Raw genomic sequence first — 16089 nt, 5'->3', positions numbered from 1 at the left:
AGACCCGGCTGGTATCGAAACGTACTTATGTGGCCGCTTCGATCAGGTGCCATACCTGATGACTACACGCTACGACCCTGGCGCCGATGCCCGGTTACGACACGCATCTTCGAAGATTAACGTTCTGTTACAGGGAGAACGACAGGATGAGTCCAGCTCAGCCGCCGAAACGCCGATGCCGTCTCGAGTAGTCGCGCAGCGCCCGCAGGAAGTCCACCTGGCGGATGTCGGGACCCAACGCCTCCATGAAGTAGAACTCGCTGTGTGCACTCTGCCAGAGCATGAAGTCGCTGAGTCTCTGCTCGCCCGAGGTTCGGATGACCAGGTCGGGGTCCGGCTGGCCGCTCGTGTACAGGTGCGCACCGATGAGGTCTTCGTCGAGGTTCGCCGCCAGGTCGTCGAGGCTGTCACCGGCCTCCTGGTGAGCTCGGATGATGCTGAGCATCGCATCCGCTATCTCCGTGCGCCCCCCGTACCCCACTGCGAGATTCACGTGCAGCCCCGTGTTGCCCGAGCTCTGCGTTTCGGCGTTCTCGAGCGCCTCGACGAGCCTCCCTGGCAGCCCGTCGTTGCTGCCGACATGCTTGATCCGCCAGTCACGGTAGTCCGACAGCTCATCCGCGAGTTGCGCGATGATCTCGATCAACTCGCTGAGTTCCTCTTCGCTGCGACTCTTCAGATTGTCGGTCGAAAGCAGGTACAGCGTGGCAACCGAGATACCGAGGTCGTCACACCATTCCAGGAACTCGACGACCTTCGCTGCCCCTGCCCGATGCCCATGCGCGGCCGTGGCGAGAAAATTCTGCTTGGCCCACCGCCGGTTGCCATCGATGATCATGGCGACGTGGTGCGGTAGTTCTCCCTCGTCGAGTTCGCGTCGAAGCCGCTTCTGGTAGAGCCCGTAGAGCAGCCCACGACCCGGGGAGTTCTGCCTGTTTCGCACGAGGCTACGCTACCGTCAGCGGAGACAAACTCCCAGCGGGGCCCTCAGGGCACCCCGATAGTCTGGCTGTATGCCAGATCAACCGGATGCTCCGCTCGCCGACCTCGAAGCTGAAGATCCGGGCGCTCCCATCCCCCACCTCCCGTTGCTCGAGGCAGCCGATGCCGATCATCCCGATGCCGACGCGCCCACCATCGTCACCGGATCTGCGCAACCGAGCGATGCAGAGGTGAAGCCGACATGGCGGGGCTGGATCCACGCCGTCACCTTCCCGCTCGCCATCGCGGCAGGCATTGTGCTCGTCACCGTGGCCCAGGGCTCGGCAGCGAAGACCAGCAGCGCGGTCTTCGCTCTCACCAGCCTGCTGCTCTTCGGCAACTCCGCCCTCTACCACCGGTTCAACTGGAAGCTGAAGACCAAACGGATTCTCAAGAGGATCGACCACGCGAACATCTTCCTGTTGATCGCCGGCACCTACACGCCGATCGCGGCACTCGCTCTCCCGACGGCCCAGGGCACGCTGCTACTCGTGCTGATCTGGGTGGCGGCCGTGCTGGGCATCGGGTTCCGCGTGTTCTGGATCGACGCCCCGCGCTGGCTCTACACGCCGCTGTACGTGCTCATGGGGGGCTCTGCCCTGTTCTTCACCGGCCAGATCTATGCCGCCAACCCTGCGACGATGATCCTCGTGCTGGTCGGCGGCCTGAGCTACACCATCGGCGCCGTGATCTACGGATTCAAGCGCCCCAACCCGGTGCCGGGAGTCTTCGGTTTCCACGAGATCTTCCACGCGCTGACACTGGTCGCGTTCGCCTGCCACTGGGTGGCCATCCTGCTCATCGCGGTGAACCCGCCGTACAACGCCTAGAACCCTGAAAGCCAGAGCCTAGAACCCTGAGAGCCAGAGTCAGACGGGTCTAACCCTTCTTCGGGCCGGGCAGGGAGCCACCGCCCGTGCTGCCGTTCCTGCCACCGCCCTTGCCCTTGCGCTGGGCTCCTGCGGCTGCGGCCGCCTCTTCGGCGTCGAGCTTCTCCTTCACCTGCTGTTTGAGATTGACGCGCCGGATGCGCCGGACCATGTCGATGATGAGAAGTACGGCGCCGACCGCCACGAAAAGGGTGATCACGAACCCGATCGTGCCGGGCGTCACCGTGTCGGGGTTGAACGTGGGGCTGGGCGAGGGCGTGCTGTCGTCTGCCAGAAACCCCAGCAGCGCGAGACCGATGTGCGTCACTCGGAAGCCCCACCCGTTTCGACGATCCCGGCGAAGAGGTCGGACTCGTACTCCTCCGCACCCGCGGGCACGGCCACCTTCGAGTCGACCAGCTGGTAGTCCTCGGTGGGCCAGGCCTTCTGCTGCAGGTCGATCGGCCAGAAGAAGAAAGCACTGTCGGGCGGCACCTGGCTCGCGTGGGCCAGCAGGGCCTCGTCGCGAACCTCGAAGTACTCACCCGCGGGCACCCTGGTGGTTGCGAGGTACGGGCTCTCGGTCATCCATCGCCTCATCTGCGTGAAGGACTCGAGCAGGGGGCTCTCGGGGTCGGTCTCGACAAGCAGGGTGTGGATCGATTGCATGCGCTGGTAGCTGAAGATGCGGTCATAGTAGAGCTTCGAGACCTGCCAGGGTGCGCCCAGCTCCGGATGCTGTGAGCCATCGGCCGCGACCCGGTAAGCCCGCATCGACACCTCGTGGCATCGGATGTGGTCGGGGTGCGGATACCCGCCGTTCTCGTCATACGTCAGCAGAACGTGCGGCCGGAACTCGCGGATGAGCTTCACCAGCGGAAGAACGCTGATCTCGACGTCGATTGCCGCAAAGGCGTTCGCGGGCAGTGGGTCGCCCTCGTCGGGGAGGCCGGAGTCGGCGTAACCGAGCCAGCGGTGCTGGAACCCGATCGCGGCCTGTGCGGCCTGCATCTCGTGGCGGCGAAGGCCAGCGATGTCGCGTTCGGCCCACGAGCGTGCCTCGAGCTGCTCGTTGAGAATGCTGCCGCGCTCGCCGCTCGTGCAGCTGACCACCATGACCTCGGCGCCGCGGTTCAGGTAGTAGGCATACGTTGCCGCACCCTTGCTCGATTCGTCATCGGGATGGGCGTGCACGGCCATGAGGCGAAGGGCCACGTGTTTCAACTCCTCAGCTGAGCGAACTACCCTAGTGATAGAGGTTGCGCGAAATGGGTTGGGCTGGATTCGGTCGGAGCGCAGAAGTTCTGCACTGACCCAGACTAATCGTTCGTTCGCAGCTCCCCGTTTCGAACAGGAAGACCCCGATACACCGGTGAGCGAAGACGAACTGAGCGAAGACGGGCCATTTGCCGCCTCATCAGAAGCCCTGGCCCCGTCGTCGACGCGCGCGCCCGCGTCGGACACCCGCGCAGAACGCTACGGGAGCACGCCGACGGCGAGACGCACGGGCCGGATCATCGCCCTCGCCTTCGGGGCAGCCGTGGTGGTGGTGATCGGCTCCTGGGTGGTCTGGGCCGGGCTCGATGGAGCGCGATCCACAGTGAACACACAGGACAAGGCGCACACCGTCGTGGATGATCGGCGCGTCGACGTGACGTTCGTCGTCGGGCGCGATCCGGGTGCGGCGGTGACCTGCGCCGTCGAGGCCCAGAATGAGGCACACGCGGTCGTCGGGTGGAAACTCGTCGATGTGCCCGCGTCGAAGCAACGCGACGAGCAGATCACCACTACTGTATTGACCACCGAGGGCGCAGTCACCGGTTTGGTCGACAGTTGTTGGCTGACATAGAATCTTCTCTTCACCCGGGCACGATGACGAGGCCCGGCCTGCTCGAAGCACCACAACACGAAACGTCGAATCCACGCTTCTGACCGGGAACCACAGACGGAACCACGGTCGAAGCCACGCCCCAAACAAGGGAGTTCCCATGGCCGATGAGACCCAGGTCAGCTGGCTCACGCAGGAAGCCTACGACCGTCTTGCGAACGAGCTCGAATACGCCTCGACGACGGGTCGCCAGGAGATCACCGACAAGATCCAGTCCGCCCGCGAAGAGGGCGACCTGAAGGAGAACAGCGGCTACCACGCCGCGAAAGACGAGCAGGGCAAGCAGGAGGCGCGAATCCGCTTTCTGACGAACCTGCTGAAGACCGCTCAGGTGAGCGCAGCGCCGGAGAGCCACGGCGTCGTCGTGCCCGGTACCGTCATCACCGCGATCATCGCCGGCGACGAGAGCGTGTTCCTGCTCGGCAGCCGCGAGATCGCCGGCCAGTCAGACCTCGACGTCTACTCGGAGAAGAGCCCGCTCGGCACCGCGATCATGGGCCTCGCTGTCGGCGATTCCACGACGTACGAGGCCCCGAACGGCCGTGCCATCACCGTGAAGGTCACTGCGGTCGAGAACTACACCGGCTGAACCAACTCCGACCACGCTCGCAACGCTGGTTGACTAGCTCCGCAGGGGCGTATCGAAACCCCCACGCAGACCGGTTTCGATACGGCCCCCTCCGCGGGCCTACTCAACCAGCGGTGAGCCGTGGCGGGTCAGTCCGTGTCGAGGCGCGGGTCGTAGCCCGCGTCGCGGAGCTTCTGCACGACCTGGGCCCGATGCTCGGGGCCACGCGTCTCGACGCTGAGTTCGAGTTCGACCTGGCTGAGCTGCAGCCCGCGGCCGTGCCTGGTGTGCAAGACCTCGATGACGTTCGCATTCGCTTCGGCGACGATCTCGGCCGTGCGGGCGAGTTGACCCGGGCGGTCAGGCAGCATGATCTTCAGCTTGAGGTACCGGTCCGACGCGGCCAGGCCATGACTGATGACCCTCTGCATGAGCAAGGGGTCGATGTTCCCACCCGACAGAATGACGACCGTCTTGCCCGTGCCGGTGACCTCCCCGGCGAGTATGGCAGCTACGCCCACCGCACCGGCCGGCTCCACCACAAGCTTCGCGCGCTCGAGCAGAACAAGAATGGCCCTGGCAATGTCGGCCTCGCTCACGGTGACGACCTCGTCGACGAGCTCACGGATGATCTCGAAGTTCAGAAGGCCCGGCTTGGCGACGGCGATCCCGTCGGCGATCGTCGCCGAGGTGCGGATCTCGGTCACGACGCCATTGGCCAACGAGACGGGGTACGCGGCAGCATTCGCCGCCTGCACACCGATCACCCGGATGCTGCGACCCTCGAGTGCCGCACGCTGCTTGAGCGCGCTGGCGACACCGGAGATCAGCCCACCACCACCGATCGGCACGATGATCGTGTCGAGGTCGGGTGCCTGGTCGAAGATCTCGAGCCCGAGGGTGCCCTGACCTGTGATGACATCCGGATGATCGAACGGAGGTATCAGCACGGCCCCTGTCGCCGCGGCATACTCGGCCGCCGCCTGCAGTGGCTCCTCCACGGTCGAGCCGCGCAGCAGCACGTCGGCCCCGTAGTCGCGCGTTGCCTGGAGCTTCGGCAGAGCGACGCCGAGCGGCATGAAGATCGTCGCCTTGATACCCAGCTCTCTCGCCGCGAAGGCAACACCCTGGGCGTGGTTCCCGGCGGAGGCAGCGACCACTCCCCTGGACTTCTCCTCGTCGCTCAGGCGAGACATCCGGTAGTACGCACCACGGATCTTGTACGAGCCCGTGCGCTGCAGGTTCTCGAGCTTCAGAAGAACATCGGAGCCGAGCACCTCGGCCAGGAACCGCGACGTCTCCATCGGGGTGGGTTGGGCCACTCGGGCCACCACGGTACGCGCAGCCTCGATGTCGGCCAGGGGAGGTATGGCTCGAACTGCCGGGGCTGTGGTTTCAGGCATCGGGTATCGGTTCTCTCGGTTCGGGTTTTTCTCGCCAGAGGCCGCTTGCTATGTACTTGATCATCACGTTCAGAACGGCGATGAACGGCACAGCAAAGAAGGCACCGGGGATACCAGCGATAATACTTCCCCCGGCGACCGCGAGCACGACGGCCAGCGGGTGGACCTTGACCGCGGTGCCCATGACGAGCGGCTGGAGCACGTGTCCCTCGATCTGCTGCACCAGCAGCAACACGCCCAGCATGATGAGAGCCACGACCCAGCCGTTGTAGATGAGGGCGATGAACACGGCCAGGGCCCCCGTCAGCACCGCACCGACCACAGGAATGAACGAACCGAGGAAGACCAGGACGGCGATGGGGATGGCCAAAGGAACCTGGAGGATCAGCGCGCCGAGACCGATGCCGACGGCATCGACGAATGCCACGAGGATCTGCACCCTGATGAAGCTCCGGAGGGTGTTCCAGCCCGACTTGCCGGCGCCGTCGACCGCGGCCCTGGCCCGCTTCGGAAAGACCCTGACGAGCCAGTTCCAGATGCCGGCGCCGTCGATGAGAATGAAGATCGTCGAGAACAACACCAGCAGTACTCCGGTCAGCACGTGGCCGACAGTCGTTCCGAGACTCAGTGCCCCACTGACGAGGGCAGAGCTGTCTGCTTGCAGCGCAGCCCAGGCCTGGCCGACGTAACCACTGATCTGGTCGTCAGAGAGCTGCAACGGTCCGTGCTTCAGCCAGTCGAGGAACGCATCGTACGACGCCGTGCTCTGCGTCTTGAGATCACCGTACCCGGAAGAGATCTGCGTGGCCACTAGAAACGCAAGCGCTCCGATAACGATGAACACCGTGAGCAGCGGCACGACGATGGCGAGCCACTTGGGCCACCCGTGCCGCACGAGAAAGTTCTTGAACGGCACCAATAGCGCCGAGAGGATGACCGCAACCAGCAACGGGATGACCACCAGACTGAACTGCGCGACAACGTACAGAAGCACAGCGAGAGCACCGGCGATGACGAGAATCCGCCACGCCCAGGCGCCCGCGATCTGCATTCCGGGCGGAACCGATCCGCTGGTTGAGGCGACAGACGTGGCCACCTGTGCCAGCGGTGCCAGTGACGATTCGGAGCTCTGACCCGTGCGCCGCACCGACGATCTCCTTCTCACGAAGAAACCAGAACGAGGCCGCAGATCGCCAGAGTTAGACATGCCTTCATTCTAGACAGCGGCACTGCACTCTCCCCGTGGCACCACCCCACAGGCCCCGCTGCGGCGTCAGGGGTGGCGGCTAGGCTCGCAGAGTGGTAACGACAGTCTCAGCGCCCCTCGCGCGGCGTATCGCCCTCGCGGCCCAGGGGTTCGGTGAGCCCGTTCGGGCAGCGAACAGCGTGCCGGCCACTGCGCCAGGCCTTCGCCGGTTGGCCCCGCTGGTCTCGAAACTCGGCCTCCTGCAGATCGACTCCGTGAACGTCTTCGAGCGAAGTCACTACCTGCCCGCCTTCTCCAGACTCGGGGTCTACGACAAGACCGAGCTCGACCGCCTGACCTCCGGCCCGCGAATGATCGAGTACTGGGCCCACGAGGCGTCGTTCATCCCCGTCACGACGCTGCCGCTGCTGACCTGGCGCATGCACGACTTTCGCGCAAAGAGCATCGCAGACGCCGACTCGTGGGCGAATGCGAACCCGAAGATGATCTCCTGGCTCCTGGCCGAGCTCGCCGAGAAGGGCCCCCAGCCGGCAAGCGCGATCGAGCACGAGTCCAACCGCCGCAACGGCCCCTGGTGGGGCTGGTCCGATGTGAAGGTGGGGCTTGAAACCCTGTTCCGCTGGGGCGACGTGGTCGCTGCAGGGAGGACCCGCTTCGAGCGCAACTACGGGTTGCCAGAACAGGTGCTGCCCCTCGAGATCCGAGACGCTGAAATCAGCCGGCCCGACGCGATCCGCGAACTGGTCTCCCTCTCGGCCAGGGCACACGGCATCGGCACCCTGGCCGACCTCGCCGACTACTTCCGGTTGAAGACGGCGGATGCCCTGCCCGCCATCCGCGGGCTCGAAGACTCCGGCGAGCTCCTACCGGTCTCGGTCGACGGCTGGGGCAAACCGGCCTGGCTCCACCGCGACGCGCGCCTCCCCCGGCGCATCACCGCGGCTGCCCTCCTCACCCCCTTCGACCCCGTCGTGTGGTTTCGCCCCCGCGCCGAGCGGCTCTTCGACTTTCACTACCGCATCGAGATCTACACCCCCGAACCGAAACGGGTCTTCGGTTACTACGTTATGCCGATCGTGCTCGACGACCGCATCGTGGGCAGGCTCGACCTCAAGAACGACCGCCAGGCCGGTGTGCTCCGCGTGCAGGCTGCCTGGGCAGAACCGCACCCGCCCGCCGACGCGCCCGCGCGCATCGCAGCGACACTGCGCGAGACGGCCCGCTGGCAGGGCCTCCCAGACATCACGGTCGCTCCGCGCGGAAACTTCGCTGCCGCCCTCACCGCCACCGTCGCCGCCGAGCTCCGTCAATCCTGAATCACGCAGGCAGCCAGACAGCCTCGCCACCAGATTCACGCCGCCCGTGAATCAGTCCCACGGGATTTATGGAGAGCGGCACAGCCGCGAGCCGCGAAGCGGCCATTTGCTCAGAACGAGCCGCCCATTTTCTGCAGGCGTTCGATGCGCTCGGGGATGGGCGGGTGCGTTGCGAACAGCTTCGCCATGAAACCGGGTTTCAGCGGGTCAGCGATCCACATGTGCGCCATGCTGGTCGACTGCTTCTGCATGGGCCTGCCATAGGCCTCGAGCTTGGCGAGAGCACTGGCGAGTGCCTCGGGGTGGCGGGTGGTCATCGCACTGGTTGCGTCAGCGAGGTACTCCCTCTGGCGAGATACGGCAAGCTGCACGACGGTGGCGATGATCGGAGCGATGATGGCGGCGACGAGCCCGAGCACCAGGATCAGCGGGTTGTTCCCGTTGTTGTTGCGCCCGAAAAATGCCATGCGCAAGAACATGTCGGCAATGATTCCGACGGCCACCACTAGGCCGTAGACGATCAGCGAGACGCGGATGTCGTAGTTCTGCACGTGACCCATCTCGTGGGCCATGACCCCTTCGAGTTCGGAGTCGGTCATGATGTCAAGGAGGCCCGTGGTCACGGCGACGACAGAGTGCTTCGGGTCGCGACCCGTCGCAAACGCATTCGGCGCCGGGTCGTTGATGATGTACACCTTCGGCATCTGCATGCCCGTGGTGATGGCGATGTTCTCGACCGTGCGCCAGAGCCTCGGGTTGTCTGACTTCTGGATCTCGATGGCACCGCTGGAGATCACCGCCTGGGAGGCCGCGAAGAAGTACTGGATGACCGCGAACACGATTGCGCCGACCAGGATGAACACCGTGAGGCTCACACTCCGATAGAGCGCGCCAGCCAGGTATCCGAGACCACCGATGATGAGAACGAACAGCACCAGGATGATGACGGTATTGCGCTTGTTCTGCGCTATCGCCTTGTACATGCGTTATCGCCTCAGTGCTTGATCAGTTTGTGCTCGGGGTTGTTGCGTTCAGGCCGCCCGGCGAGCGGGGGGTCGTCAGAACTGCACGCGCGGCGGCTCTGCGATGGCGGCCAGGTCGGCCACCTCAAAGAAGTCGCGGGCGGTGAAGCCGAGGCGCTTGGCGAAGACGTTGTTGGGGAACACCTTGATCTTGGTGTTCAGCTCGCGAACCCCGCCGTTGTAAAAGCGACGCGAAGCCTGCACCTTGTCTTCAGTGTCGACCAGTTCGGCCTGCAGCTGGAGGAAGTTCTGGCTGGCCTGGAGCTGTGGGTAAGCCTCAGCCACGGCGAAGATGCTCTTGAGGGCGGTCTGCATGTGGTTCTCGGCAACGGAGGCCTCTGCCGGCCCCTGCGCACTGAGCGTCTCTGCCCGAGCCTTGGTGACGGCCTCGAACACACCCTTTTCATGCGCTGCGTAGCCCTTCACCGTCTCGATGAGGTTCGGCAGCAGGTCGGCCCTGCGCTTGAGCTGCACGGTGATGTCGCTCCACGCCTCGTCGACGCGAACGTTCAGCGTGACCAGCGAGTTGTATGTCGCCCAGAGGTAGATGCCGATGATGACGACAAGTACCACGACAACGATCAGTGCAATTAGCCATCCCATGCCACCACTATAACTTCTGGGCGTGAATCATCCAGCCGAAACGTGGCAAGCTCCCAGCGTGCGGGCAGGCTGGGCTACAAGCGTGACTCCAATACTGACCGAAGCCATCCGAATGAACTCTTCGGAGTGCGGTCGAGGGTCGTGAAGTCGACGTGAACAAGACCGAATCGCTGGCTGAACCCCGCCGCCCACTCGAAATTGTCCAGCAGCGACCACACGTAGTATCCGCGCAGTTCCACGCCCTCTGCCGAACCTCCGACCGAGGTCGCCGCGAGCGCAGAGGCGATGTGGTTCGAGAGGTAGTCGATGCGGGCGTGGTCGGCGATCTGGGCGACGCCGGTTCGGGCGTCCAGTACCACCGCATCGCGGGAGCTCATGCCGCCTTCGGTGATGAACACCGGGGGCAGGGTGTCGCCATAGCGTTCGGCCAGTTCTGCCAGCGCGACAGCGAGGAACTCGGGAGCATTCGGCCACCTGAACCCGGTTGACTCGAACTCCGGCCAGGCTCCCAGGTGAAAGGGCAGCGAGGTCATCGCCGAGGCATCTCCGTCAGGCGACCCAACGCCCCCCGGCCCCGAGGCGATGCGGGTCGGGAAGTAGTAGTTGACCCCGTAGAAATCGAGCGGCTGGTGGATGATCGCCAGATCTGCTTCGTCGGCCTCGACCAGCGGCCGCAGCAGCCGGGCGAACTCGTCGGCCACCACCGGGTACGTACCGCGAAGCACGGCGTCCCCGAACATGTGGTTGTGCAGCACGTCGAACAGTCCGGCGAAGGCGACGTCATCGTCAGAACTGGTCACCGGCTGCACCGGCGAGTAGACGTTCGAGATGCCGATTCCGCCCGAGACGCCGGCAGCACGCAGCGCCTGGACGGCGAGACCGTGACCCAGCAGCTGGTTGTGCCCGGCGGCCACCGCGTCGAAGAGCAACGTGGTTCCGGGGGCGTGGATGCCGAGGGCGTAGCCGTTCAACATCACGGTCGCCGGTTCGTTGATCGTGACCCAGTTGGCAATGCGGTCGCCGAAGACCTCGCCGACCTCGTAGGCATAGTCGCCGAAGCGGTGCGCCGTGTCGCGGTTCAACCAGCTGCCACGCAGTTCCACCGGCGTGTCCCAGTGGAACAGGGTCGCCATCGGGCTGATGCCGGCCGCGAGCAGTTCGTCGAGCAGGCGGTCGTAGAACGCGACACCCTCGCGGTTCAGGGAGCCGGAGCCGCGGGGCTGAAGCCTCGGCCAGCCGAACGAGAAGCGGTAGGAGTCGATGCCGAGATCGGCCATCAGGGCGACATCTTCGCTCAGCCTGCCGTAGTGGTCTGCTGCCACGTCGGCATTCGCACCACCCAGGATACGACCGGGCTGGGCGGTGAAGTCGTCCCACACCGAGAGCTCACGCCCACCCTCATGCACGGCCCCCTCGATCTGGAAGGCGCTCGTCGCGACACCCACGACGAAGCGGGGAGGGAGCAGGCCGGCGAACGATTCGGCTTCGGCGCTCGACTGGTCGAGATCACGGGTGCGGCTCTGGGAGGAACGGCCGCTTGAGACACGGCCGTTCAGGCCCGCGGCGCGGTCACGGGTTCGGCGGGGATCGCCCTGCCGGGCATCCGGGCGCCCTGTACCTGACCCACCTGAACCTGACCCGCCTGGACCTGCGGCACCTGCTGAACCCGCATCGGTGCCGCTCACGCGCCCAGCACACGATCGAGGTAGGTGTTCGTGAAGAGCCGTTCGGGATCGAGCTGGTCACGCAGGGCGCAGAACTGCCCGAAGTGCGGGTAGACCTCGCCCAACGAGGCAGCATCACGGTAGTGCACTTTGCCCCAGTGCGGCCGGCCGCTGTGCGCCATCATGATCTCCTCGACTGCCCGAAAGTACTCCGCGGGGTTGTCGCGATAGAAACGGTGCACTGCAATGTACCCCGTGTCGCGGCCCGATGCGGTCGACAGCCACAGGTCATCACTGGCAGCGAAGCGCACTTCGACGGGAAACGAGATGCGCCAGCCGCGCCGTTCGATGAGCTCGTCGATCTCGCGCAGGGCGGCGGGTACATCCGCGGCAGGGATCGCGTACTCCATCTCGACGAAGCGAACCGTCCGTCGGGTGGCGAAGACCCGCGCCGAATGATCGGTGAATTCGCGTGTGCCCGTCAGCTTCTCGGCGAGACGATTGACCCTCGGGATGACCGCGGGAAACCGGGTTCCGGCCGTGCACGTTGCCCGGAACACCTGGTTGGCGACCAGTTCGTCGTCGAGAAGCCGTTTGAGCGGCGGCAGCGGGCGCCGCTCGGCTGACCCGGGCAACCGCGTGTTCGTCTTCGTGAGGGCCGTGCTCGTGTGCGGGAACCAGTAGAACTCGAAGTGGTCGGTGGCGGCGACACGAGCAGCCAGCGAGTCGAGCACGTCGGCGAGCGGTTCGGCCTTCTCGACCGCGTGCAGCACGAACGCCGGCACACACTGGAGCGTCACCTCGACAAGCACACCCAGGCTGCCGAGCCCGAGTGCCACAGCGGGCAGGAGCTCGGCGTTCTCTGTCTCGTTCACGACGAGCAGCGAGCCGTCCCCGATGACCAGCGCCGCACCCACGACCTGGGTGGCAATACCGCCGAACCGCGCGCCCGTGCCGTGGGTTCCGGTCGAGATGGCCCCGCTGATCGTCTGCCGGTCGATGTCGCCCAGGTTGGTCATCGCCAGGCCGAACGGCTGCAGCAGCGCCGGGATCCGGTGAAGGTTCGTACCCGCGCCGAGAGTCACACGCAGTCGTGCCGTATCGATGGAGACCAGCCCCGAAATCGCCGAGAGGTCGAGTTGAACGCCGGGGGCGACAGCGATACCGGTGAAGCTGTGGCCGGCCCCAACGGGCTTGATCGTGAGGCCGGAGCGCCCAGACGCGATGACTGCGCGCTGGACCGCGCCCACGCTGGCCGGTCGCTCCACCCGCAGCGGGGTGACCTGCTCGGTTCGGCCCCAGTTGCGCCACTTCGCGCCCGTGGCACTCACAGGAAGGCCTTCCCCTCGCCGCGATAGCTCGGCAACTCGGCGACAACCTGGCTGTGTTCGCCGGCGCGACCCTCTCCATCGGTACGCGTGTCGTCGACCAGGGCAAAGGAGTTGACGTGCTCTGAGAGCTCCCCTGATTTGGTGTGCCGCAACCACACACGATCGCCGATCTGAAGCGCCTCCGCGGCGGCACCGGAGAGCGGCGTCTGCACCTCCCCGGCCATCTCGCGGGCCTGCATTTCGAGGCCCAGCGGCCACGCGATCTCGGGCAGGCGATCGGGCTGCGAAGGTCCGGAGGCGATCCAGCCGCCACCCAGGAGTGTCGCCATCGCCGGGGTCGGCTTGCGCACGACCGACAGCGCAAAGGCCGCGGCCGGAGCCGGCCGGAACCGCGAGTAGGTGTCGAACAGGTGCCCACCGAACAACCCGCTGCCGGCGGCGATCTCGGTGACCGATTCGTCGACGGATGTGCTCTCGAGCGACCCCGTTCCCCCGCCGTTCACGAATTCGAGGTCGGCGACCTCACGCACCGCCTCGACGACCGCGCCCCGCCTGTCGGCAAGTTCCGCGATCGATCGGTGCTGCATCCAGTCGAGCACCCTGGCCCGGGCCGGGTTGCCGCGCGGGCGGTTGCCGACGCCCGCGATCTGCGCCTCGTACCCCATCAGGCCCACCAGCGTGAAACCCGGCCTCGCGGCGATCGCCTGCGCGAGCACCCGGGCCTGGCCCACGGTGAAGACCGGCGAGCGCCACACGCCGATGTGTCCCAGTGCCCTGGTGACGAACGAGGTGTCGAGTTCGATACAGACCCGGATGCTCGCCCTGCCCGTCGGCGGCACAACGCTGTCGACCAGATCGAGCTGCGCCACGTCGTCGATCATCAGCGTGACGCGGGAGGCCAGCCGATCATCCGCCGCCAACTGCGCGATGGCGGCACGGTCGACGCTCGGATACCCGACGACGACGTCGTCGATCGTCTCGGCCAGCCACAGTGCTTCGGGCAAGGTGTAGGCCAGAACGCCGGAATAGCCGGGCAGCGCGAGCACCGCGTCGAGCACCTCACGTACCCGGACGGACTTGCTGGCGACGCGGATGGGTTTGCCGTTCGCGCGGTCGAGCATGGAGAAGGCGTTGTACGAGAGCGCAGCAAGGCTGAGGGCGGCCAGCGGAGTGTCGAGGTGAGCCGTGGCCGCGCTGAGCCCGCCCCAGTACTTCGCGGGTTCGAGCCAGGGCTGGTCACCAGACCGGACAAGGGAGAGGGGCATCAGCGAACCGATTTCACTCGGGCGACGGCAAGAGCACCGGCGAAGGCGAACAGGGCGGAGAGAACGAACAGTGCGGCGAAACCGCCGAAGAGAGCGACGACCCCGGCACCCAGCAGAGGCGAAAGCGCCTGGGGCACAGCGGTGGCGATGTTCATGATTCCGAGGTCTTTGCCGCGGGTCACGGGGTCGGGCAGAACCTGGGTGGCGAGGGCCTGGTCGACGGCGAGGAAGCAGCCGTAGCCCAGGCCGAGCATCCCTGCTGCCACCATGGCCGCCGGCAGCGAGGGCACAAAAGCGAGGATGAGGGCAGCGACTCCCTGTACCGCGGAGGCGACGAAGACGAAGCCGCGCCGGTTCTCTAGCCGGTCGGAGAGGGCTCCCGCGCCCAGGGCTGCAAGAATCACGAACACCATGTAGATGAGAGTGAGTACGACGAGATCATCCTGGGCAGAACCGTCGTTCAGGCCGAACATCAGAAAGTACAGCAGCAGAGTGGTGCCCAGAGCGTTGCCGAAGTTGACCAGGATGCGGCTGAGCAGCGTCCAGCCGAAGTCGGGGAACCGTTTCGGGCTGATCCAGAAGCCGTCGACGAACTCACGGGCGGTGACGCGGGCTCGATCGGCACGCGGCAACACGGCATCGGGCATCCAGAGACAGAACGGGAGCACGAGCAGCACCAGCGCCACGGCCACGGCCAGGTACCCGGAGAACTGCGAGACGAAGAGTGTCGTGACGAGCACCAGCCCGAGGATGATGCCGATCGCTTGGGGTGCAGAGAGCCAGCCTGAGACGTAGCCGCGCTGGTTGATCGGCACCTGGTCGGAGATCGTCGCCGTGAGAGAGGCGGTCAGCACGCAGAAGCCGATGATGGCGAGCGTCCAGAAGACTCCGATACCCAGCAGCGACTCCTGGAGTCCGAGGAGCACGAGCGACGCGGCGAACAACACGGTGCCGCCGGCGATCCACGGGCGGCGGCGGCCGAACCGGGACGAGGTTCGGTCAGAGAGGGCGCCGGTCAGGGGGAAGACCAGGAGTGCTGCGACTCCGGCGATGCCGGAAATGATGCCGAACGCCACGACGCTGTCGACCCAGTACGAGGTGTGCAGCTGGTTCTCCACCTGAAGCGGCAGCAGAAGCTGGATCGGCGTGAGCTGCGCCATCCAGATGCCGAGCCAGGCTGCTGCGAACAGGGCGATCCACCCGCCGCCGACCCGTCTGGTCGGTTCGGTGAAGAGCCCGGTTATGGTGGCGTCGCTGAAGACTGAGTCGGGAGTCTGTGAACCCTCGCTCATGCTGCAACCGCCAACGCACCGAGTGAATCCGCGGCGAAATCGATGATGGCCAGGGCCGCAGCATCATCGCGGTTGACCAGCCAATTGAGGGTGAGACCGTCAGTGAGTACCACCAGAAAGGTCGCCAGTTCGGCAGTCGGCCTGGCCCAGGACAGTCCGGTGGAGCGAGCGGCCACATCGAGGGCCGATTCGGCGAGCGCGTAATACCGGTCGTACTGCGCCCGTGCGAGCGGTTCGAGCTCGGGCGATCGCATGGCGTATTGCGTGAGTTCGAACATTGCCTTCTCTCTGAGCGGATCGGCTTTCACCACGTCGAAGTACTGGATCAGCCCTTGGCGAATCGTGTCTCTCATCGAGACACCCTCAGGCTGAACAGCAGACAGAACCGCCTCCTCACCCTGGATGACGCGGCTGACCAGCTCCGCGATCAACTGGTCGCGCGATTCGAAGGCGTAGTGAAAACTCGCCAGCGATACTCCGGCCTCTGCCACGATGGCGCGGGTCGTGGCCCCCGTGACCCCGAGCCGGGCGATCACGGCGAGAGCAGCGTCAAGGAGGAGCTCGCGGCGTTCACTCACAGCAAGTCGGCCCACCAGATCACCTCTCCCCCGGGCAAGTGGGTCAGTTGACCCAGTTGACAGATTATGACCCACAGCGACTGTGTTGTCCACTGTTGGTTC

General features: G+C 65.5%; 16 protein-coding genes. 4 read left to right on the top strand and 12 right to left on the bottom strand.

Annotated elements, in window-relative coordinates:
* Nucleotides 1-157: 157 nt before the first annotated feature.
* Complete coding sequence (locus JOE66_RS06580; RefSeq protein ID WP_205107860.1) at nt 158-943, bottom strand: isoprenyl transferase; 786 nt, start codon at nt 941-943, stop codon at nt 158-160.
* Nucleotides 944-1013: 70 nt separating this feature from the next.
* Here JOE66_RS06580 and trhA point away from each other — a divergent pair, with 70 nt between their 5' ends.
* Nucleotides 1014-1811 (top strand): PAQR family membrane homeostasis protein TrhA, encoded by a 798-nt coding sequence (gene trhA / locus JOE66_RS06575; RefSeq protein WP_205107858.1) that lies wholly within the window; start codon nt 1014-1016, stop codon nt 1809-1811.
* Between the two features lie 49 nt (nt 1812-1860).
* On the opposite strand, the gene JOE66_RS06570 is transcribed toward trhA, so the two are convergent.
* The gene (locus JOE66_RS06570) at nt 1861-2178 is read right to left on the bottom strand and encodes a hypothetical protein (RefSeq protein ID WP_205107856.1); all 318 of its coding nucleotides are present in this window, start codon (nt 2176-2178) and stop codon (nt 1861-1863) included.
* Entirely contained in the window at nt 2175-3065 is an 891-nt protein-coding gene (gene mca, locus JOE66_RS06565) for a mycothiol conjugate amidase Mca (protein ID WP_372435480.1), read from the bottom strand. Before mca ends, JOE66_RS06570 begins: the two co-directional genes overlap by 4 nt.
* A 157-nt stretch (nt 3066-3222) precedes the next feature.
* On the opposite strand from mca, the gene JOE66_RS06560 reads away from it, so the two are divergent.
* On the top strand, nt 3223-3699 hold the full coding sequence (locus JOE66_RS06560; protein ID WP_205107854.1) for a DUF4307 domain-containing protein: 477 nt from the start codon (nt 3223-3225) through the stop codon (nt 3697-3699).
* Nucleotides 3700-3838: 139 nt separating this feature from the next.
* Nucleotides 3839-4327, top strand: a complete 489-nt coding sequence (gene greA / locus JOE66_RS06555; RefSeq protein WP_205107852.1) for a transcription elongation factor GreA — start codon at nt 3839-3841, stop codon at nt 4325-4327.
* Between the two features lie 128 nt (nt 4328-4455).
* Here the strand turns inward: greA and ilvA are convergent, their stop codons facing one another.
* Nucleotides 4456-5709, bottom strand: coding sequence for a threonine ammonia-lyase (gene ilvA / locus JOE66_RS06550; protein WP_205107850.1), 1254 nt, complete (start codon nt 5707-5709; stop codon nt 4456-4458).
* Complete coding sequence (locus tag JOE66_RS06545) at nt 5702-6916, bottom strand: AI-2E family transporter (RefSeq protein ID WP_205107848.1); 1215 nt, start codon at nt 6914-6916, stop codon at nt 5702-5704. Before JOE66_RS06545 ends, ilvA begins: the two co-directional genes overlap by 8 nt.
* Before the next feature lie 92 nt (nt 6917-7008).
* On the opposite strand from JOE66_RS06545, the gene JOE66_RS06540 reads away from it, so the two are divergent.
* Entirely contained in the window at nt 7009-8232 is a 1224-nt protein-coding gene (locus JOE66_RS06540; RefSeq protein WP_205107846.1) for a winged helix-turn-helix domain-containing protein, read from the top strand.
* A 110-nt stretch (nt 8233-8342) separates the two neighbouring features.
* Here JOE66_RS06540 and JOE66_RS06535 read toward each other — a convergent pair whose 3' ends face one another.
* The 7 genes from JOE66_RS06535 to JOE66_RS06505 all read right to left on the bottom strand — a co-directional run bounded on the left by JOE66_RS06535 (nt 8343) and on the right by JOE66_RS06505 (nt 15987).
* On the bottom strand, nt 8343-9215 hold the full coding sequence (locus JOE66_RS06535) for a M48 family metalloprotease (RefSeq protein WP_205107844.1): 873 nt from the start codon (nt 9213-9215) through the stop codon (nt 8343-8345).
* A gap of 75 nt (nt 9216-9290) precedes the next feature.
* Nucleotides 9291-9857, bottom strand: coding sequence for a LemA family protein (locus tag JOE66_RS06530; RefSeq protein WP_205107842.1), 567 nt, complete (start codon nt 9855-9857; stop codon nt 9291-9293).
* Nucleotides 9858-9931: 74 nt separating this feature from the next.
* The gene (locus JOE66_RS06525) at nt 9932-11542 is read right to left on the bottom strand and encodes a glycoside hydrolase family 1 protein (RefSeq protein ID WP_307827084.1); all 1611 of its coding nucleotides are present in this window, start codon (nt 11540-11542) and stop codon (nt 9932-9934) included.
* The gene (locus tag JOE66_RS06520) at nt 11539-12852 is read right to left on the bottom strand and encodes a D-arabinono-1,4-lactone oxidase (RefSeq protein WP_205107839.1); all 1314 of its coding nucleotides are present in this window, start codon (nt 12850-12852) and stop codon (nt 11539-11541) included. The genes JOE66_RS06525 and JOE66_RS06520 overlap by 4 nt, the downstream gene beginning before the upstream one ends.
* Nucleotides 12849-14117, bottom strand: coding sequence for a type III PLP-dependent enzyme domain-containing protein (locus JOE66_RS06515; RefSeq protein WP_205107837.1), 1269 nt, complete (start codon nt 14115-14117; stop codon nt 12849-12851). The genes JOE66_RS06520 and JOE66_RS06515 overlap by 4 nt, the downstream gene beginning before the upstream one ends.
* Complete coding sequence (locus tag JOE66_RS06510; RefSeq protein ID WP_205107835.1) at nt 14117-15409, bottom strand: MFS transporter; 1293 nt, start codon at nt 15407-15409, stop codon at nt 14117-14119. Before JOE66_RS06510 ends, JOE66_RS06515 begins: the two co-directional genes overlap by 1 nt.
* On the bottom strand, nt 15406-15987 hold the full coding sequence (locus JOE66_RS06505) for a TetR/AcrR family transcriptional regulator (RefSeq protein WP_205107833.1): 582 nt from the start codon (nt 15985-15987) through the stop codon (nt 15406-15408). The genes JOE66_RS06510 and JOE66_RS06505 overlap by 4 nt, the downstream gene beginning before the upstream one ends.
* Between the last annotated feature and the right edge of the window lie 102 nt (nt 15988-16089).

Origin of the sequence: Subtercola frigoramans (assembly GCF_016907385.1) — a bacterium.
In the GTDB taxonomy this organism is placed as follows: domain Bacteria; phylum Actinomycetota; class Actinomycetes; order Actinomycetales; family Microbacteriaceae; genus Subtercola; species Subtercola frigoramans.
This window is presented reverse-complemented; position numbering and strand designations above follow the sequence as displayed.

Excerpts from the sequence above, each read along its gene's own strand:
- JOE66_RS06510 (WP_205107835.1), bottom strand. The coding sequence starts at position 15,409 with ATGAGCGAGGGTTCACAGACTCCCGACTCAGTCTTCAGCGACGCCACC.
- JOE66_RS06530 (WP_205107842.1), bottom strand. The coding sequence starts at position 9,857 with ATGGGATGGCTAATTGCACTGATCGTTGTCGTGGTACTTGTCGTCATC.
- JOE66_RS06515 (WP_205107837.1), bottom strand. The coding sequence starts at position 14,117 with ATGCCCCTCTCCCTTGTCCGGTCTGGTGACCAGCCCTGGCTCGAACCC.
- greA (WP_205107852.1), top strand. The coding sequence starts at position 3,839 with ATGGCCGATGAGACCCAGGTCAGCTGGCTCACGCAGGAAGCCTACGAC.
- trhA (WP_205107858.1), top strand. The coding sequence starts at position 1,014 with ATGCCAGATCAACCGGATGCTCCGCTCGCCGACCTCGAAGCTGAAGAT.
- JOE66_RS06545 (WP_205107848.1), bottom strand. The coding sequence starts at position 6,916 with ATGTCTAACTCTGGCGATCTGCGGCCTCGTTCTGGTTTCTTCGTGAGA.
- JOE66_RS06535 (WP_205107844.1), bottom strand. The coding sequence starts at position 9,215 with ATGTACAAGGCGATAGCGCAGAACAAGCGCAATACCGTCATCATCCTG.
- ilvA (WP_205107850.1), bottom strand. The coding sequence starts at position 5,709 with ATGCCTGAAACCACAGCCCCGGCAGTTCGAGCCATACCTCCCCTGGCC.